This is a genomic window from Ruegeria sp. CDSC054 (assembly GCF_059610645.1).
The window spans coordinates 283,667-300,776 of sequence record NZ_JBXWOA010000002.1; the positions used below are offsets into that span (position 1 = coordinate 283,667).

Annotated in this window: 17 protein-coding genes and 1 pseudogene; 1 reads left to right on the top strand and 17 read right to left on the bottom strand. The window is 55.3% G+C overall.

The window, feature by feature from the left end; all coding sequences use genetic code 11:
• Positions 1–18: 18 nt before the first annotated feature.
• From AC2FGC_RS05345 to AC2FGC_RS05385, 9 genes are all read right to left on the bottom strand, one after another.
• On the bottom strand, positions 19–1,020 hold the full coding sequence (locus AC2FGC_RS05345) for a type II secretion system F family protein (protein ID WP_496724159.1): 1,002 nt from the start codon (positions 1,018–1,020) through the stop codon (positions 19–21).
• Between the two features lie 10 nt (positions 1,021–1,030).
• Positions 1,031–2,002, bottom strand: coding sequence for a type II secretion system F family protein (locus AC2FGC_RS05350; RefSeq protein ID WP_496781587.1), 972 nt, complete (start codon positions 2,000–2,002; stop codon positions 1,031–1,033).
• 3 nt (positions 2,003–2,005) lie between these two features.
• On the bottom strand, positions 2,006–3,394 hold the full coding sequence (locus AC2FGC_RS05355) for a TadA family conjugal transfer-associated ATPase (protein WP_496724155.1): 1,389 nt from the start codon (positions 3,392–3,394) through the stop codon (positions 2,006–2,008).
• Between the two features lie 14 nt (positions 3,395–3,408).
• Positions 3,409–4,617: a CpaE/TadZ family protein gene (locus AC2FGC_RS05360; RefSeq protein WP_496781592.1), complete on the bottom strand. Its 1,209-nt coding sequence runs from the start codon at positions 4,615–4,617 to the stop codon at positions 3,409–3,411.
• A gap of 24 nt (positions 4,618–4,641) precedes the next feature.
• Positions 4,642–5,337: a TadE/TadG family type IV pilus assembly protein gene (locus AC2FGC_RS05365; protein ID WP_496724152.1), complete on the bottom strand. Its 696-nt coding sequence runs from the start codon at positions 5,335–5,337 to the stop codon at positions 4,642–4,644.
• Entirely contained in the window at positions 5,334–5,840 is a 507-nt protein-coding gene (locus AC2FGC_RS05370; RefSeq protein WP_496724150.1) for a TadE/TadG family type IV pilus assembly protein, read from the bottom strand. Before AC2FGC_RS05370 ends, AC2FGC_RS05365 begins: the two co-directional genes overlap by 4 nt.
• Positions 5,841–5,845: 5 nt before the next feature.
• Positions 5,846–7,429, bottom strand: a complete 1,584-nt coding sequence (locus AC2FGC_RS05375; RefSeq protein ID WP_496724148.1) for a pilus assembly protein TadG-related protein — start codon at positions 7,427–7,429, stop codon at positions 5,846–5,848.
• Positions 7,430–7,437: 8 nt separating this feature from the next.
• A complete protein-coding gene (gene cpaB, locus AC2FGC_RS05380; protein WP_496781594.1) occupies positions 7,438–8,253 on the bottom strand; it encodes a Flp pilus assembly protein CpaB in 816 nt (271 codons plus the stop codon).
• Between the two features lie 142 nt (positions 8,254–8,395).
• Positions 8,396–8,566: a Flp family type IVb pilin gene (locus tag AC2FGC_RS05385; RefSeq protein WP_170558866.1), complete on the bottom strand. Its 171-nt coding sequence runs from the start codon at positions 8,564–8,566 to the stop codon at positions 8,396–8,398.
• A 345-nt stretch (positions 8,567–8,911) separates the two neighbouring features.
• Here AC2FGC_RS05385 and AC2FGC_RS05390 point away from each other — a divergent pair.
• Positions 8,912–9,833: pseudogene (locus AC2FGC_RS05390) on the top strand (IS5 family transposase); the annotation flags it as partial.
• Positions 9,834–10,211: 378 nt separating this feature from the next.
• Here AC2FGC_RS05390 and AC2FGC_RS05395 read toward each other — a convergent pair.
• The 8 genes from AC2FGC_RS05395 to AC2FGC_RS05430 all read right to left on the bottom strand — a co-directional run bounded on the left by AC2FGC_RS05395 (position 10,212) and on the right by AC2FGC_RS05430 (position 17,082).
• Positions 10,212–10,880, bottom strand: a complete 669-nt coding sequence (locus AC2FGC_RS05395; protein WP_496724144.1) for a helix-turn-helix domain-containing protein — start codon at positions 10,878–10,880, stop codon at positions 10,212–10,214.
• On the bottom strand, positions 10,880–11,083 hold the full coding sequence (locus AC2FGC_RS05400) for a helix-turn-helix transcriptional regulator (protein WP_496724142.1): 204 nt from the start codon (positions 11,081–11,083) through the stop codon (positions 10,880–10,882). Before AC2FGC_RS05400 ends, AC2FGC_RS05395 begins: the two co-directional genes overlap by 1 nt.
• Before the next feature lie 84 nt (positions 11,084–11,167).
• The gene (locus tag AC2FGC_RS05405; protein WP_496724140.1) at positions 11,168–11,896 is read right to left on the bottom strand and encodes a hypothetical protein; all 729 of its coding nucleotides are present in this window, start codon (positions 11,894–11,896) and stop codon (positions 11,168–11,170) included.
• Complete coding sequence (locus tag AC2FGC_RS05410) at positions 11,889–12,986, bottom strand: tyrosine-type recombinase/integrase (protein WP_496724138.1); 1,098 nt, start codon at positions 12,984–12,986, stop codon at positions 11,889–11,891. The genes AC2FGC_RS05405 and AC2FGC_RS05410 overlap by 8 nt, the downstream gene beginning before the upstream one ends.
• A gap of 303 nt (positions 12,987–13,289) precedes the next feature.
• Complete coding sequence (gene nagA / locus AC2FGC_RS05415) at positions 13,290–14,426, bottom strand: N-acetylglucosamine-6-phosphate deacetylase (protein ID WP_496724136.1); 1,137 nt, start codon at positions 14,424–14,426, stop codon at positions 13,290–13,292.
• On the bottom strand, positions 14,423–15,451 hold the full coding sequence (locus AC2FGC_RS05420; RefSeq protein ID WP_496724134.1) for an SIS domain-containing protein: 1,029 nt from the start codon (positions 15,449–15,451) through the stop codon (positions 14,423–14,425). Before AC2FGC_RS05420 ends, nagA begins: the two co-directional genes overlap by 4 nt.
• Before the next feature lie 19 nt (positions 15,452–15,470).
• Positions 15,471–16,220: a GntR family transcriptional regulator gene (locus tag AC2FGC_RS05425; protein WP_496724132.1), complete on the bottom strand. Its 750-nt coding sequence runs from the start codon at positions 16,218–16,220 to the stop codon at positions 15,471–15,473.
• Positions 16,207–17,082: a glucosamine kinase nucleotide-binding domain-containing protein gene (locus AC2FGC_RS05430; RefSeq protein ID WP_496724130.1), complete on the bottom strand. Its 876-nt coding sequence runs from the start codon at positions 17,080–17,082 to the stop codon at positions 16,207–16,209. Before AC2FGC_RS05430 ends, AC2FGC_RS05425 begins: the two co-directional genes overlap by 14 nt.
• Between the last annotated feature and the right edge of the window lie 28 nt (positions 17,083–17,110).

The following is a 17,110-nucleotide window of genomic DNA, read 5'->3' on the forward strand; positions in this document are numbered from 1 at the left end:
GTGGAACCGGGCACAAATTCACGCCCCAAAGCCCCGGAAGTATCGAATCATCGAAGGTGCGGCGGTGATGATGATCAGCGTCGGCAGCATCAGCGCAGCCAGAACGGCGGACATCTTTACCGGTAACTGATTTGCCAGCTCTTGCGCCCTAGTTTCGCGGGAATCCCGCATTTCAGATGCATAGGTGGTTAGGGCTTCAGACATACTGGTTCCGTAGCGCATGGATTGCTGGACAACTGTGGCAAATGACTGGATTTCATCAACCCCTGTACGCCGCGCCATGTCAGACAGCGCGGTTGCGCGGGGACGCCCAGCCTGAATCTCGTGTTGTGTGTTCAGAAACTCAAAGGCCAGATCAGGGGAGGCCAGCGCCAGTTCGTTTCCGACCCGGGTCATAGCTGCATCAAAGCCTAAACCGGCGTGAAGCGAAATCTGCAACAGGTCGAGGGCATTTGGAAACGCGTCGCGGATACGTTGCTGACGCTCCTTACGGCGACGCTTCAGCCAGGCTGCGGGTAGAAAATATCCAACGGCCGTCAGCAAACCGATAAGCTGTATGGCGTTGGCTTTGCTGATGGATTCAAAAATGTCCGTAATCGCGCTGGGAACTGGAATGCCAGGAGTTCTTGAGGCAACAATGAGCAGACCCACAATCATCGGCACGAAAATCCCAAACCAAACCCGCGTCAGCGTATAGATCCGCAGGGCATTCCGGCCGGTCAACCCGGCCTGAATAAGCTGATCCTCAATCTTGCGCCGCTCAGACTCTTTGCTGGGTAGCGCTGCTCTAAAAAGGCCTTTTGGTGTAGCAATGGTTTCCCGCAACAGTCCACGGTCGTTGCGGGCCCCATATCTTTGGGCGCGCAGTTTGGCGATGCGGACGGCCGCAGGATGGCGGCGGCTTAACGCCGAGGTTACAGCAACGAACACCAGCAAAACGCCGAGGCCAAAGATGGTCAGCAGAATTGTTTCGGCTGGCAGACCGAAACGAAGCGACATGATTTCCAGCATATGTTCCATGAAACTGCCCTCAGATACGGAAATTGACGAGTTTGTGCAGGATGATGACGTTCGAGACCATCAGAACGACAACCAGCACTGCAAGTTTGATGAATGCGGGATCGTCACTGATATCGGTGTAATATCCCGGTGCGTTGATCGACATTACCCCCATGATCACCAGCGGAATGATCGACAAAAGAAACCCGGACAGGCGCCCTTCTGCGGAAATGGCCTTGATCCGCGCACGCAATGCAATGCGCCGTCTGACCACGGTAGCCAGAACGGACACGATCCGCTCCAGATCGCCACCAGTGCCGTGTTGGATTGCCATGCTTGCCGCCAGGTACTGTGCATCTTCCGAACCGACCCGGTCAGCAAAGTCCTGAACCGCGTCGGGCAATTCGTCGCCAAAACTGATCTGGTCGAAAATGATGCCGAACTCGGACCCGATAGGGTCTTGCATCTCGTCCGCAACGGCTTTGATCGAGGTGTTGACCGGGTGGCCAATTTTCAGGCCACGCGCCATCAACTCTAGCGCATCGGGCAACTGGCTGGTCAAAGCTTTTTGGCGTTCAGCCTGCCGCGATTTCACCACCAAAGCCGGCATGACCACAGCCAGGACGAGTGCGATCGGGGCCGTCTGCCAAGGCGGCAGAAACATCATACCGGCGGTTGCGATCGCCAAGGTACCAAACAGGCAAAGCAGCACAAAATTCTTCGCTGAAACATGCAGCCCCGCCTGAACTAGCGTATCCGGCAAGTTCCCAAAAAAAGGGATCTTCGCAAAAAACCCTGTCTGGGTCTCGGGAAGCAGCAAGGCGAGCCGATCTTCATCGGTAACGCCTTGCCGGACCATGCGCATTCGGCGGTTGCGGGCCTCGGAGTGGTTTTCACCGCGACGGGCAAAGTGGAACAAACCGGTAATCAGCATGAAAATTCCGACGAAGACGCAAGCGAGCGTCAGATAGTTAAGAAGTTCGGCTGTGTTAATACTGGTCATGCCTCAGCCTCCTGATACTCTGAAGGTCTCGGGTTCGAGATCGACGCCAGCGGCTGTGAGCATGTCATAGCATTTCGGGCGAATCCCAGTGGGAACAAACTTACCAAGCACCTCGCCGCTTTCCGCGCGGCCTTTCTTCTGGAACACGAAGATGTCTTGCATGGTGATGATCTCACCTTCCATCCCGGTTATTTCCGAAATGCTGGTGACGCGGCGCGACCCATCCGCCAACCGCGACAGATGCACAATAAAGTGTAGCCCCGACGCGATCTGGGATCGAATGGCTGCGGCGGGAAATTCGATACCCGTCATCGTGACCATCTGCTCCAGACGGCCCAATGAATCGCGCGCCGAATTTGCATGTACAGTCGTCATCGAGCCATCATGACCCGTATTCATGGCTTGAAGCATGTCGAAGGTCTCCGCTCCGCGAACCTCACCGACAATGATCCTGTCGGGGCGCATACGCAGCGCGTTTCGCACCAGATCACGCTGAATTACCTGGCCGTCGCCGGACGGGGATGGCGGGCGTGTTTCCAGTCGCACAACATGCTCCTGCTGGAGTTGCAGTTCGGCTGCGTCTTCAATGGTGACGACACGCTCGCCATGGTCGATATACGAAGACAGGGCGTTCAACATCGTTGTCTTACCCGACCCCGTCCCGCCTGCAATCAGGACATTCAGGCGCGCAAATACCAGCGATTGCAAGAACCGAGCGGCGGCATCGTTCAGAGCGCCATTTGCAACCAGCTTTTTCATTGTCAGTTTCGACTGGGCGAATTTTCGAATTGAAACACTGGGGCCGTCAATCGAACACGGGCGGATGATTGCGTTTACACGGCTGCCATCTTCCAGCCGGGCATCCACCCAAGGCTGGCGCTCATCCACGCGTCGGCCGATCTTGCTGACGATCTTGTCGATAACACGCAACAGGTGCTTTTCATCCCGGAACCGCACCGGCACGCGTTCCAGCAGGCCAGAGCGTTCGACATAGACCGTCTGATAACCGTTAACCAGAATGTCATTGATAGTTGGATCAGCCAGCAATGGCTCCAACGGGCCAAAACCCAGAATTTCGTCCAGAAGTTCTTCGACGATGCGGTTGAAGTCTTCGGTATTCAGTGGCTTGCCCGCTTGGGATAAAGCGCTGCCGACAACCCCGGCGACTTCGCGCCGCAGCACGTCTTTTTCAACCTTTTCGATCACTGCAAGGTTCAAGCGTTCCAGTAAAGCCTCGTGCAAAGTGCTTTTGAGCTCAAGCCAATCTGCCAGTTCTGTATCTTCGGCGGCAGTGTCTGGCTGAATGTCCTGGGCCTGCGGTTCGGCACGTTGATTCAGCTGGATAACTTCGGCCTCATTGGTTCGTCCGGCGCGCGTAAACTTTTCAAACATCCCTTAGACTCCAATTAGGCTGCGTTGTTTCTCAGGTCGGCTTTTCCGACCATCGTTTCATTTATGATTTTTCGACCCACCGAGCGGATCGCCTTGGACAGGGCACAACTGCCTGAGGCCTGCGACAGCAACTGACCCCGATCCAGCGCCTGCTTTGCGTGTCGCGCGTCGCTGGGAAGCCAGAACCGCAATTCGCGTTCCAGCACCTTTTGGGCTTCAACATGTTGGCTTGACCGGAATGTCGGTTTCGTTTCTTGGCTGATGACGATCTCAACCGGAGGTTCGAGCCGCTCTTTTGTGAAGAATTCGATCAAACGGCAGGACTGGCGCACCGAAGAAACCGAGCTGTCGCCCACCATGAGCATCCGGTCCGACGCGGTAACAACCGCACCCAGCCAATCGATCAGTACGCGTGGAAGATCAATGACGACAAAGTCGAATTCCAGACGCAGGTTCTCGATCAGCGCGCTGATCTGTTCGCGTGTCAGAACATCCAGAGGAATTAATTCTTCGGGAGCGCTCAGGACTTCCAAGCCGGATGCATGTTGCACCAGAGATTGTTGAAGGAACGTCCGGTCCGGCATGACCCCGTTCTGAGCCATTCTCAGAAGCCCCGAGGAAGGCTGCAAGTCCAAGGACGTTGCCACGGTGCCAAATTGCAAATCCAGATCGACGACAGCGACCTTGTTTTGTGTCTTTTTCCGAAAGATACCGGAATATCCCTGCAACTGGTCGGCCAGATTAATAGACAGCGTTGACGCACCGATGCCACCGCGGGCCGGACATACGCTGATGATCTGTCCCAATCGCTGCGGTTGCGGCGCATAAATGGTGGGCAACAAAGATTTGTCGACCGTCAGACGTTGGATCTGCTCAGCCAGTTCGTCCTGCCCGATGGGATAGGGCAAAATCTCATCGACACCCGAATTGTTCATCGCGCGCACCTCGGTCAATGAGATGTCACGGTCGCTAAGTGCCAGCAGGGTGCCGCGGGGACCGGCGTTACGACGAAGATCGCTGACAGTCTCCAGATCCAATTCACCTGAAAAGCTGAACACCAGCAGGTCATTTTCACTCATCAGATCACAGGCGCGGCCGTTTACCGAAGACAATGTTCCGGAGTGCGTCTCGAGCGAAAGATCGTCGAGCCGGTCGACGGCCTGGGCGACTGAATTCTTAATCGCCTCATTATCAGAGATAAGGGCTAATGATTTTTGAGTCATTTTGCAGCTCCCATGGTTAGAAATTCAACCGTTGACTCCGCTGGCGAGGTCTTCGCCAGGAAGGGTTGCGCTAAAGTCGGAAAATATCTTGAAGCCCGTTGTCGCGGTGGTCAGCGCATCGGTTTGCGGCGTGGAACCGCCCAAAACCAGCGCTGCGATCGAACCCAACGGAGAGACAAACCGGAACGGAAGCTCTTCGATTGTCACTGTGACCATCGGTACATAGGGGCCACCCAGGAAATTCATTTCCGGGTCGAAGTTGTAAGTGAACGTGATGTTGCTTTCGTCAAAAGTTGCGGTGGGATCGTTGGGAACGGCAAACTGAAGCATGTTCCAGATGTCGGTCACGGTGGTCTGGGCAGCTGCATTCGCGGGGGCCGCACCGGTGCATATGGTGGTGGCCGGTTCGACACAGACGCCAGCAGCGAAACTGCAATTGGTTCCGAACCGCGGGCCGGTGATATCGGTATAGGTGCCTCGGCTGTTGGTTGTCGGAACACCGCCACATGCGGGTGGCATCACTGCAGCCATCCGAGCGGCGACCTGTGCTGTTTTTTCAGCAGCCACATAGTGGAAGGCCAATCTGCCGAAATCTATCAAGCCCAGGAAAATCAAAAGGAACAACGGCAGGACAAAGGCAAGCTCAGTGACCGTCGACCCATCTTCCTGACGGCCAAGTCGCGACATTTCGCGGGTTATCTTTTGAATGCGGCGGATCATGGTCCAAACACCCGGCTGCGATCTGTGATCGTGGTTTGGATCTGCGCCGTTGCCGAGCCTCCAACCAATTGGAACACGGGCGTAAATGGCAGATTTGAAATTGTCAGTGACGCGGTCAGTACGGCAACCGGTGTGGGCGAAACGCGGTATTCACCTGCGTTGCCAACGCATTCGAGGGACAGAGAGTCTAGACCAACAGCAATGTCAGTGGTCGAAAGCGACGTCAGTGTATTTGATACAGCGGTTTGAAAATCGCCGATAGCAGCGCTTGGCGAGGCAGTGCACAGGTCCGACGGGGCGATCCGGCCAACATAACGGGCAGTGTCCCGAACCCCCGTGATCGCATTTTGATAGGACCAGAAAATCCGCCCCCCTTCGACGATCAGGGCAAATGTCACCAACAGGATCGGTAAAAGGATCGCGAATTCGACCAACGCCGCGCCGAACTGGTCATTGCGGAACCGGTTGAGGGTCTTTCTGATATGACGGGATGCACCAAACATGATCATTACTCGTACAGCTGAACCAGATCGTGAACGATGCCGCCGACTCCGGCGCCGCCAATGCCGTCCGAAACGGTCTGAATGACTTCACCATAGATGACCGCGTTGGCACCGGTGCTGCCGGATTCAGAGGGGCGGATCAGAAACATCTCGATAAAACTGGTGACCGGAATGGTGCCCGATCCGCCGTTAAGCTCGTCCGCAAAAGTTGCGCAATCGATACCGGCGACGGTGATGACACGGCGCGTAGGATCTGCACGACCGGCTGACGCGGGTTGGCACGAAGGCATGCTGCTTTCAGCTTTACCACCAGCGGTCAGGATAGCTTCCAGAGCGGCCTGGTTGGTGACTTCAGCATTGTAGATGTCGTAGCGGGTGCCACCAGTCGGGAACCATGGCGGAATACCGGTTGGGAGAGGGCCGCTGAAATCTGCGCCATAGTTGATGGTCAGATATTCGGTAAGGCCAGCAGTGAATACGCCATTGCCAATACGAGGCGTCGGGCAAGTGCCACTGGCAAAACAATCGTCAAGCGGCAAACCAACGGTCGCGGCCGGATCAAGGGCACCGTTTGAATCATAGCTAGGCGCCGGTTGGCTGGTACAGTTGTTTCCATTGCCCGAAGTGATCCAACCGTCCAAGACATGCGGAGAAGAGGCAAAATTGTCGACGTCGTAGCGCGAACCGTTACTGAACTGTTTGGCGCTGGATTCAAACCGGTCGAAGCGTGTGTTAAAGCCCGCGATCATGTTACCCACGCTCAGACCCGGTCTGGTTTCAACGCCTCTTTGGCTGAAGCACATGGAAACAGCGCGCGACGCGGCCAGAGCACAAGAATCTTCCTGACCGTTTGGTGCAGGTTCGCAGGCACCAGACGCGTCGATGGCCAGATTCTGATTAGAAGACAGAAAACCAAAGTTTCCGGGACCCCAATGGCCATTGCCGCCCTGACTTACCATCCTAATCAATTGGCCCTCGGTCAGATCGAGGCTAGGTTGCGGCAGGCAGATGAACATGGGGGTGATGTCGCAGGCCATCAGGGTGAACCCTGCCACAGCCTCGGCATTGACGCTGGAGAAGGGCTGCGCATTGCCCAACAAAGCCGCCGCTGCCGCTGCGAGCGGAGTACCAACCTCGTGCGTATCGACAGTCACCCGAACGAATGCAGCATTCGGTCCGCTGACCGGATCGGTCGAATCCAGCAGTTGCGCGGGTTGAGCTGGATCAGTCGCAGTGGTCGGCGGGTTTTCATAAAACCGCAACTGGTAATCCGTTGCACCGGACAACAGCTGATCCTTATTCCGAACGCCAAAGCTTTGACGGTCGCGGATCATGTTTGCAGCCGCATTTGTGGCGCGGGTGATTGAATCCGGGCGACCATCAAGCTCCCCCGCAGCCGCAAGGGCAACATTGTCCGCAAAGCTCTGCAATTCCGACTGTGTGGTGGTCACCCGACCAATGTCGAATGCAAGGGCGGCCATACCGACCATGACCGACAGGGCCACCGCAACAAAGACCAGGATCGCGCCGTCTTCGGAGCTGCGGAATGGACGTATGAATTGAGCGAGGGACACGGTCGAAACCTTCATTGGTCGATTCAGTTGATGATGGATTCTGTCACTTCGGTGCCGCGGCGGACCCGAATAATCGTTTTGCGAACCGGTTCTTTGATGTCCCGCGCGACGGCTGGTTCATCAATCAGAAGATCGTTCAGTCGAGTCATGGCCAGCGTCTTGTCCTCGGTGTCATCAATGGACCGCAAGGTCAGGCTCAGCCGACCGGCACGTTGCGCCAGAGCAAGGCGCTGAACTTGATCCGGGGTAACGGCGACGGTGACCGTGCGAGCAACAACGGGTTGGTCGGTCTGTTCATCAGATTCCTGATCAACACCGATGACCCTGATATTTTGCAAAATGGTGACGGCGTGCATGTCTCTTTTTTCGCCAGTGGTCATTACCACATCGACCCGATCACCCGGGGTAACAAAACCCCCAACGGCGGTTTCAGCGTCAACCTCAATGGCCATGGCGCGATGATCTGCGCCCAGCGTCTGAACGATGGTGACCTTTTCACCAAAGTCGGAAACCTTGCTGTTCAGGATCAGTTCACCCTGAGTAATTGCGCGACGAGCGCGACGGGACGGCATGCTAGCCGCCGCAATCAGGTCGTCATAATCTGTAAAGACTCCCACGGGTACAGCACCGCGGGGCCAGTCAATGGTCGTCAGCGCGCCTGGCTCGATTTCTTCGCCAAACGAAATATCGCGCGACGCAACGACCACGCTCACCATCTCGCTCTCGGCCTCGACATTTGCGGACTGAGTATCGAATTGAATGTAATCCCGAGCGACGTAAACCGACCCTCCGGCTACGATCAGGCCCGTCAATGCTGTGAAAATGGCAGAGAGTCTCATCTGGTGCTCCTTCAGCTTTTTTTGGCGTTTATCGAATGAACCGATCTGAGCGGTTGCACTTTGCCAGCGGATCAAGAAAATATTCCGGGACGATAAGCACGCGGGGCTGAGCGCACCGCGTGCTTTGTCTTCCGTCAGGTCATTACATCAGGGTTTCAGCGTCTGTGAACTGACCGTTAACGTCGTTGCCCAACGCTGTCAGGGTAGCAACTGCAATCGCCGTGACGATTGTCAGGGCAACGCCATATTCCACAATGGTCGCGCCGTTTTCGTCACGTGCCATGGTCTTCATCATTACATAAAGCTTCAACATCTTACTCTCCTAGTTAACTCACTAGCTACTCATGGATGCCGCCCAAATTCGCGGCGTTCTAACCCCCTCCATACCGACGGAGCCTTCCACAAGCTTAGGTCCCGCCATCAGGGCACCGCATCCTCCAAACCACGGAGAAATACACGCCAGGATTGTAAAATTTGGCAGCTTGGTCGATTCTTTGTCGCAAATTTGACTGATTCCTTACCGGAATCCGAATGGCCAGGTTCCTGATTCTTTCCCAACTGACAGGCCGCCAATTCCGGTGCCAAGCTGCTTTGCTGCACAAATGGACTGAAGGATTCACTTCATGAATCCAGAACGATAGCTGAGAGGTACGACCAGTTGGGCCCGGACGAAGCACAAGACCGGGAAAAGCCTTCGTACAATACCGCATTGAAAGAACGAGGATCGCTCTCGATCTGGTTTGATCCTGAGATGTATTGGACATCGCCAACTTCAGGCAAGCGCGGCCGTCACCAGAGTTTCAGCGACTCCGCAATCCAAGCGTGTCTGACCCTGAAGGTTTTGTCGAGATGACGATGAGGCAAACCACGGGCTTCGTGGGCGGTCTCCTGCGGCTGGGTGGCTTGGACAGTGCCGTGCCTGATTTCAGTACCCTGTGCCGCTGTAAAAAAGAACGCTGAACGTGAGCCTTCCGTATCGTGGTGGGAAGCGGCCCGCTGCATCTGCCGATCGACATTACCGGCATCAAATCCGAGGACGAAGGAGAATAGAATGCCCGCAAGCATGGTAGCCCCAAGCGGTCCATTTGGCGTAGAATACGCATAGGCATCGACGAGGAAACGCTGGAAGTGTGCGTCGTTGAAGTTACCACAGGCAACGTCGGAGACCCGCCAATGCTGCCGAGTTGCTTGATCATATCCCTCCAGGTCACAACATTGGGGCAGTGACCGCAGACGAGGCATGCGACACGCGCAAATGCCACGACGCGCTTGCCGCCCGCAATGGCCACGCCATCATCCCGCCACGCAAGAACGCCAAGGCATGGAATCCCGCAATTGCCGGTGCCATTGCCCGAAATGAGACGATCAATGCATCTCGATACCTTGGCCGCGCTATCTGGCAACGGTGGAGCGAGTATCACCGCCTAAGCCGCGTTGAGAGAGAGGTGCACTGTAAGAAACTGATGGGCCAATCGCTGATGGCGCGAGACATTGATCGGCAGGTAGCGGAAATCCAATTCCGCGTCGCCGTCCTCAACCGTTACACCGCCCTTTGCATACCTGCCACAGAGCTCGTGGGAAAAGTCCGCAGGGTAAAGGGGGTCTGTCGACCTCAACCGATTTGTGCTACAAAGCCGTCTGCAATTGGTTTGCCTTTCCGACGGCTATTAAGTTGTGATACAAGCTTGTTTTTTCCATTGAAAGCTAGCGGAAGCATGCATTCGCGTACGTGGAGTAAGCGGTCGGAAAGTCCGCGGCGCGAACGTTCAGCGATAGTTTAATGTCTGTTCTGCTCCCCTTTTCGGAGCTCTATGAACGGTGCAGAAAAAGTCTGTTTACAGCCCTAAGTGCACAATTCGTCGTACCCCCCCTTAAAAGTTTCACGCGAACAAATCTGACTACCCCCACCGGTCCCTAGCTTTTAGCCCTAAGACTTTTGATGCCCCCCAAGGAGACCTTCATCGAGTTGGCGACGGTGCATTACCAATGCTCTGTCCTTTGCTGAGAACGACTTCGCCAAAGCACCGAACATACCGATCTGCTTCTTCAGATTTTGGAAAACGTGCCGGCAAAGCAATAGAACCATCCTTTCTCAGCAATTGCGCCAACGCCTCAAAATTGAAGGCGGTCTTGGCAGCTACGAACGCTTCCCATTCACGAAGAGCAGATGCGTCACTTTCGTCGAACCAATGATATGCACCACGACCTGTCGCACTGAGCTTGATTTCTATGTTCTTTCCTATGTTCTTATTGTGCGCGACAATGTTGTCGCCTTTCCAGTACAGGTCTGTCGCCCTTTGGCGTATATCAATGTCAGGTTCAGTGTCGCGTTCGGCATCACGTGGCACGCTGATCTGAAATGTGCGACGAACACCGCGCCGACGAACACGCGTGATCCAACCGCACCCTTCGAGTTCCCGAAGATAACGCTGAATGCTGCGCTCATGAACGCCAAACGCGCTGGCGAGCGTTGTATTTCTGGCCCAGAAGCAACCATTCGCTTTTGACACAAACTGATCGCAGACGAACATTGCAAAGTGCTTGGTTCGTGGTGCCAGATAAGCTGAACTTTGAATTCGCCTCTTCCAATGGTAACGAAGTTTCGTAAATGGAGCCGTTCGAGCCATTAGCCCTCTCCCTCGACACCTTCGCTTCGCGAAGTCATCCACGCGTCGAGATCAGAGCGCTTGTAGCGGATGGATCGTAAACCGATCCGAATAAACCTCGGTCCCGCAACGCTACCGATACCCATGCGCAGTTTTGCGAGATAGCTTTGGCTTATTCCGGTGTATCGAGCAGCTTCTTGTGTTGTCAGATAGTGCGCCTGCATCGCCTTGCTCCTTTGAGTATGTCTAGGAACAAAAAAGGCGTAGGTGGCGCTTTCGTCATGGGTCGTCAGAAAGAAAGAACCCTTCTAACGACCCACATGTTTTTTCCAGCCTCTAAATGCCGACGTTGGAAGCTCTTCAATACCAAACACCTCGAACATATCGCACAGGAATCGATAGAACGGACCCGCTTCATTCATCGCTTTAGGAACTCGGATTGTGTCTGGGTGACGCTCACAAAGCCCGACACAAGCCGAGACTAAGCGCCAAGCTTCAATTGCCTTCTTCCCGGCCGGCTCGCCCTGAGCAGCAGCAGTTTCAGCATCTTTAATCAATTCAATATAGTAGCGAAGTCTTTTGAAGAACTCTACTTTGGCCATCATTGCCTTCCAATGTGGTGTTTCTTCAATTGCATCGTTAAACCAGACGTTACGAATATCAGCCACTTTGTTTTGATTTCGCAAACCACTCCTGTTTAATGCGCCGATGCGAAACGCATCACTGACGGGCGCAGGAAGCCGATCTAAGATTTCTCCTGCTTCGTTTAAGCGTGTTTTGAGCCTAGCGAGGTCTTCCAGCACCTCTTTAGATGACCAGAACTCGTCTAGTTCATGAGCTTGGTCGAAATTTAGGTAATGGGCCATCCAGCCATAGCTTTCGTCATCAAAGCGTTCGTACTTGTCAAAGTGCTTTCTCAGGAGGCGAATTAACTCCATATTGAATTCGCTGGGCCCACTATCAAACTCCTCTGGATCTGGCATATCCAATTCAGGTAAGTCGGAATCGACAGGCCAAATCCAATCCCGCTTAGACATTACAATCCACCGCGTTCCACCTTGTTCTGCGGGCCAATTCCCGACACACAGTATCCATCGCTGGTGTGAGGGCTTTCAGCGACGGCTTCACGTAGCGCTGACCGGTGATTGATAGCGGCGTGTGATTGAGAAGGCGTCCTACAATCTCTTCCAATATTCCAGCCTCCATGGCGACCGTCGCGAATGTCCGACGATGGGATTGAATGGACCATTGCATACGCTGGGGCCCCTTCAAATGGCCACTCGGTGACTTCGGAGAGGGGAAGACCCATTGGCGATGAAGGCCCCGTAAAGGAGCAAGTATCTCGTGATGCACGTGCGATATGGGGAGATCAAAACTGCGCCCGTTCTTGGTCATCGGCAAATGTATGTGATCTTCCTGCACGTTCTTCCATTCGAGCGTCAGTGCCTCGGTTTTGCGAAAGCCTGTGAACAAGAGTAATTCGTAGAATACCCTGTGGATCGGGTTGTAGAGCTCATCAACGGCCTCGCGCCATGCGTTCAAATCTTCAATTGTCGAGCCATTTGGTTGTTCCGCATACCACTCTATGGCCATCGTTGGACTTTCCGGCAGATCATGTACCCGCCGCGCATGGTTCCAGACTGTCCGAAAGTACTTCAAAGTGTGATTTGCGGAGGACGGTGTCGCGGCCATTGACCCATGGCGCTGAACCACCATGGATTTTGTGATCTCATCCAGCGGCAGGCGTAGCCAATCTTTCAAATGAAGCTCGAACTGCTGTCGCAACCCGGACCGGTGGGCCTCAGACCGAAGCTTTGGACGTGCCAGATAAGTCTCCATAGCTGTCTCAAGAGTGGGAGCTCCAATCTGCAGCTGCCTGCCTGCTCCCCTGCCCCAGTCCAACGCAAAACCCAATGCAGTTTGTCGTGCGACGTCCGCAGAGATCAGTGGGTACCGCCCGATCAAAACCCGCCGGGTTTGCCCTCCAACATCTTTCTGGAAGTACCAGGTTTTGGACTGCTTGCCGACGAACAGAACGAGCCCTTTGACCTCGTTATCCCAGTGCTTGGCAGTGCCCTTTTTTGTCTGTGGAACCTTGCGGGCGAAGGTCTCTGTGAGTTTTGGCATTTTGTCAGTTTTTTGTCGGAAATGAATTGAAACTCAGGGAAATTCAAGGAAGGAGCAGAAATCAAATAAATAAATAGTATGAATAGCTTGGCAACTGCCAGGAATGCCTGGGAAACATATAACATCTGCTTGGAAGGCTGAGGTAGTAGCCAGTATACGACGCCCGCTCAGCGCTGGTCGGTTTAAGCGATGCGTCAGATGTCGTCAAGCGCAGTTCGAAGCCAGATTTCAAATTCGTCGACAAAAATTGACGGGCGATAATCTGCATCCAGAAGACAGTCGTTTTGGCAGTTAAAGACAAACTCAAGATTGCGCGGGCAGCCATTCGCAACGGCTGAAATCGGCAGATATCCGGATCACCGAACCGTATTCAAAGACCGTTGGCGGAGCCAACCCGATCAGCGTAGCCGGATAGGAAGTGGCCGCCGCCAATGCGTCCTGCAACGGCACGCCGACTTGCTTGACCAGCACACCAACGGCGGTCGTCAGGTCCAGGTCCGCGCCGGCCAGCGTTCCGTCCGCCAGTGTCAACCTGCTGTCGGTTCGCGTGATTTTGCGGCCTTCAAGGGTGAATTCCGTTTGATCAGTACCCGCCACAGCCATCGCATCGCTGACCAGAAAGATTTGACCTGGCGCAGTTTTCGCAGCCCAGGCTGCGCGCATCGCGGCGGGGTGCACATGGACACCGTCGGCAATTAGCCCTGCAGACAGCGTTCCGCTGGCCAGCGCTGCGCCGACGAGGCCGGGTTCACGATTGCCCAACTGGCTCATCGCATTGAACAGATGGGTTACGCAACGCGCACCGGCGGCGGTATAGCTCTGGCAGGTCGCAAAATTTGCATCGCTGTGCCCGAGCGAGACAAGGATGCCAGCGTCGCTCATGGCGCGGACCTGCTGCTCGGAAACACCCTCCGGCGCGACAGTTACCTTGAGGCAAGGAAGTGCATTAGCCGCTTCTATCAGCGTGTCCAGATCCGATCGTTCCATCGGCCGTATCAAATTACCGTCGTGCGCCCCTTTCCGCGCGACCGACAAATGCGGTCCTTCCAAATGCAATCCGGTAACGCCCGGCACCTGTGCACGTACCGCGTCGATCGTCGCATCTATTGCTGCACGGGTTTTGGCGGGTTCGTCGGTGATCAGCGTAGGCAGTAGCGAAACCACACCCAATCGGCGATGGGCACCGGCAATTCTGCGGATCGTTTCGACCGACGGATCATCGTTGAACATAACACCATCACCGCCATTGACCTGCAGATCCACGTAACCGGGGCTGAGTATGTCGCCGTTCAGATCGACAACGTCCTTTTCCTGGGCGACCTCGGCGTCGGGCAAAACTTCCCCCGAACACCCCTCGCGAAAAACAAGCGCGTGGTCGTGTAACAACCGGCTGCCGTCAAAGATTGGCCCGTTTCGAAAGATCACCTTGCGCTCTGTCATACCGTCTCGGTCACTTTCTTAAGGTGCCGCGGTGCGTCCGGGTCGATTCCCCGCGCACTGGCGACGGCCTCTACCATGCTGTAAAAAGACGTAATCGCCGTTATCGGGTCCGTGATCCAATGATCCGTTCGAACCACAGATAGCGCCTGCGCGCGTGATACTTTGTTGGTCGTTGCAAAGACCGCAGCCCCTTTTTCCGCCAAGGCATCAGCTGCATCGGCAGTCGCCTGTTCGGCTGCATCATTGGCCGCGAAGCAAATTACAGGAAATCCTTCTTCGACAATCGAAACCGGACCATGCAGCACTTCGGCCGCTGAATAGCTTTCGGCGTGAATTTGGCAGGTCTCTTTGATCTTCAATGCAGCTTCGTCAGAGATCGCACAAGAAGGACCGCGGCCAAGTGTAAACAACGAGCGCCCGGTGATTGTTTCGGCTGCAGCCGACCAATCACAATGTGCCGCCCGCGCCAGATATTCGGGCAAGGATTGGATCGCCCCGATCAATTCAGCATCCTCTTTGACCTCGGCCAGCAGCCATAGACCGGACACCAACGAAGTCACAAATGTCTTGGTTGCTGCGACGCTCAGCTCTGGTCCCGCGTGCAGTGGTAGAACCGCATCCGCCACTTCGGCCAGGCGCGATTCCGAGTTGTTGGTCACCGCAATTGTCAGTGCGCCAGAGTTTCGCAAAGACCCTGTGAGGCCAACGATATCCGGGCTTTGGCCGGATTGTGAGATGGACAGGCAGACAGATCCTTTTGCGCTAAGGTCCACCCCGTAAATTGAACTGACGGACGGCCCTACTGAGGCAACCGGCAACCCCAAAAGCAGTTCGCTGGCGTATTTCAAATAGCTGCAGGCATGGTCGGATGATCCCCGCGCGACCGAGATCAAAAACCGCGGATCCGTATCCCTTACTCTTTGCGCAGCTGCTCGGATATTGTCTGCCCCCGTGCTGAGCAATCTGTCGACGGCATCAGGGATTTCCAGGATTTCCTGACGCATTTTCGAGTTCTTTTCGGACATTTGATCCCGGTCCTTCCGGCTATAGGCGCAATTCAGCGACAAAGTCATAAGCGTCGCCGCGATAGAGCGACCGCGTCATCTCTGCGACCCGCCCGTTTTTCAAAAATGAGATACGCTCGATGTTCAGCCCCGCCGCACCTTCGGGCACCTCCAGCAGGTCTGCCTCTCGCGCAGCAAGATTGAGAGCTGATATCTTTTGCACAGCGCGCACCGGGCGGCGCCCCAGACCTTCAAGAACTTCGTACAGAGACGTGGTGACTTCGATTGGGTTCGGCAGGATATCCAACGGCAGCGCAGCACGTTCCAGCGCCAACGGACGCCCGTCCGCCTCGCGCAAGCGGTAAATACGAGATATCTGCTCACCCTCTGACAGATTCAGCGCAGTGACCTCTTCCGGGGTTGGCGCAAATACTCCGCGCTCCAACCACTTTGAGGTCGTCTCCATTCCTCGGCTCGACATATCTTCGGTGAACGAGGTCAGGTGTTTCAGCGATTGTTCAACCCTTTGAACACGTTCCCGAATGAAGGACCCAGACCCTTGGCGCTGCTCGATCACACCTTCCTGCACCAGCTCCTGAATCGCCTTGCGCACGGTCACGCGGGATAGTTCTGTGATTTCAACCAGTTCCCGCTCCGATGGCAGCGATGAGTTCGGCGCAAGGACGCCCGTATCGATCCCCTCTTGCAACCTGCGCCGCAATTGCACGTAGCGGGGGCCATTTTCAGGGGTCAGCCAAAGATCAGAGCGCAGGAATTCAGCAATACTCATGCGAGACCTCCTTCGCCAAAGCCAACGCCCCGGTCAACGGCTCGCCCGATGGAGGGCGTATCTCTGACTGCAAGGCAGCAGGCAGATAGTCCGCATAATGCGGAGAGATGCCGCCGGTCAGGCAGATCGCGACTTCTGGCTGCCATCCGAGACGTGCCGCCAAATCGGCAATGTAAGTAGCACCGGCCTGCATAATTTTTTTGGCGACCTCGTCTCCGGACACTGCTGCAGTGGTAACCATCGGGGCCAACGCGCCGAACTCTGTCGGCGTCGCCCGTCCGGCAAACTCGACTATTCCGGCGGCACCGCGAAGTTCGTTCAGCAACTGCTGTGTCAGATCGCTAGAGGCCTGAACGCCATCCACGGAATTCAATGCTTCTGCCAATGCAAAACGACCAACCCATTGCGCGGACGCTTCATCCCCCAATATCGGCCCCCAGCCCCCTGCAAACCGCATCACCCGATCCTTCTGCGAAGCAACAAACGACCCCGTACCACAATGCGCGATCAGTCCATCCTGAGACCCAAGCGCACCGCGAAGCGCGGCGGGTCGGTCATCTGAAACGCGCGCCCGCGTTAGGCCCAGCGCGCTCTGCACGCGACTGGCAATATGGTCATCTGTGACGCCAGCCAATCCGACAAAGGCGGGCAACTGGGTCAGGTCCTGAACATCCACAGCAAGCGTTTGCGCAATCTGCGTAATCCCCGATTTCATCTGCTGGACGGACGCATCGAAATCTGTCGAGACATTGGCAGCCCCGGTCTCAACAGAATGGACAATACCAGCGACTTCACATGCAACCCTGCATCGGGTTCCGCCACCATCTATGGCCAGTACAGCGTTGCTCAGAGACTCAGTCATGACAATACCATTATAATACCTATTTGAA

Coding starts and splice junctions, on each gene's coding strand:
- AC2FGC_RS05345 (WP_496724159.1), bottom strand. CDS start 1,020: ATGGAACATATGCTGGAAATCATGTCGCTTCGTTTCGGTCTGCCAGCC.
- AC2FGC_RS05350 (WP_496781587.1), bottom strand. CDS start 2,002: ATGACCAGTATTAACACAGCCGAACTTCTTAACTATCTGACGCTCGCT.
- AC2FGC_RS05355 (WP_496724155.1), bottom strand. CDS start 3,394: ATGTTTGAAAAGTTTACGCGCGCCGGACGAACCAATGAGGCCGAAGTT.
- AC2FGC_RS05360 (WP_496781592.1), bottom strand. CDS start 4,617: ATGACTCAAAAATCATTAGCCCTTATCTCTGATAATGAGGCGATTAAG.
- AC2FGC_RS05365 (WP_496724152.1), bottom strand. CDS start 5,337: ATGATCCGCCGCATTCAAAAGATAACCCGCGAAATGTCGCGACTTGGC.
- AC2FGC_RS05370 (WP_496724150.1), bottom strand. CDS start 5,840: ATGTTTGGTGCATCCCGTCATATCAGAAAGACCCTCAACCGGTTCCGC.
- AC2FGC_RS05375 (WP_496724148.1), bottom strand. CDS start 7,429: ATGAAGGTTTCGACCGTGTCCCTCGCTCAATTCATACGTCCATTCCGC.
- cpaB (WP_496781594.1), bottom strand. CDS start 8,253: ATGAGACTCTCTGCCATTTTCACAGCATTGACGGGCCTGATCGTAGCC.
- AC2FGC_RS05385 (WP_170558866.1), bottom strand. CDS start 8,566: ATGTTGAAGCTTTATGTAATGATGAAGACCATGGCACGTGACGAAAAC.
- AC2FGC_RS05395 (WP_496724144.1), bottom strand. CDS start 10,880: ATGGCTCGAACGGCTCCATTTACGAAACTTCGTTACCATTGGAAGAGG.
- AC2FGC_RS05400 (WP_496724142.1), bottom strand. CDS start 11,083: ATGCAGGCGCACTATCTGACAACACAAGAAGCTGCTCGATACACCGGA.
- AC2FGC_RS05405 (WP_496724140.1), bottom strand. CDS start 11,896: ATGTCTAAGCGGGATTGGATTTGGCCTGTCGATTCCGACTTACCTGAA.
- AC2FGC_RS05410 (WP_496724138.1), bottom strand. CDS start 12,986: ATGCCAAAACTCACAGAGACCTTCGCCCGCAAGGTTCCACAGACAAAA.
- nagA (WP_496724136.1), bottom strand. CDS start 14,426: ATGACAGAGCGCAAGGTGATCTTTCGAAACGGGCCAATCTTTGACGGC.
- AC2FGC_RS05420 (WP_496724134.1), bottom strand. CDS start 15,451: ATGTCCGAAAAGAACTCGAAAATGCGTCAGGAAATCCTGGAAATCCCT.
- AC2FGC_RS05425 (WP_496724132.1), bottom strand. CDS start 16,220: ATGAGTATTGCTGAATTCCTGCGCTCTGATCTTTGGCTGACCCCTGAA.
- AC2FGC_RS05430 (WP_496724130.1), bottom strand. CDS start 17,082: ATGACTGAGTCTCTGAGCAACGCTGTACTGGCCATAGATGGTGGCGGA.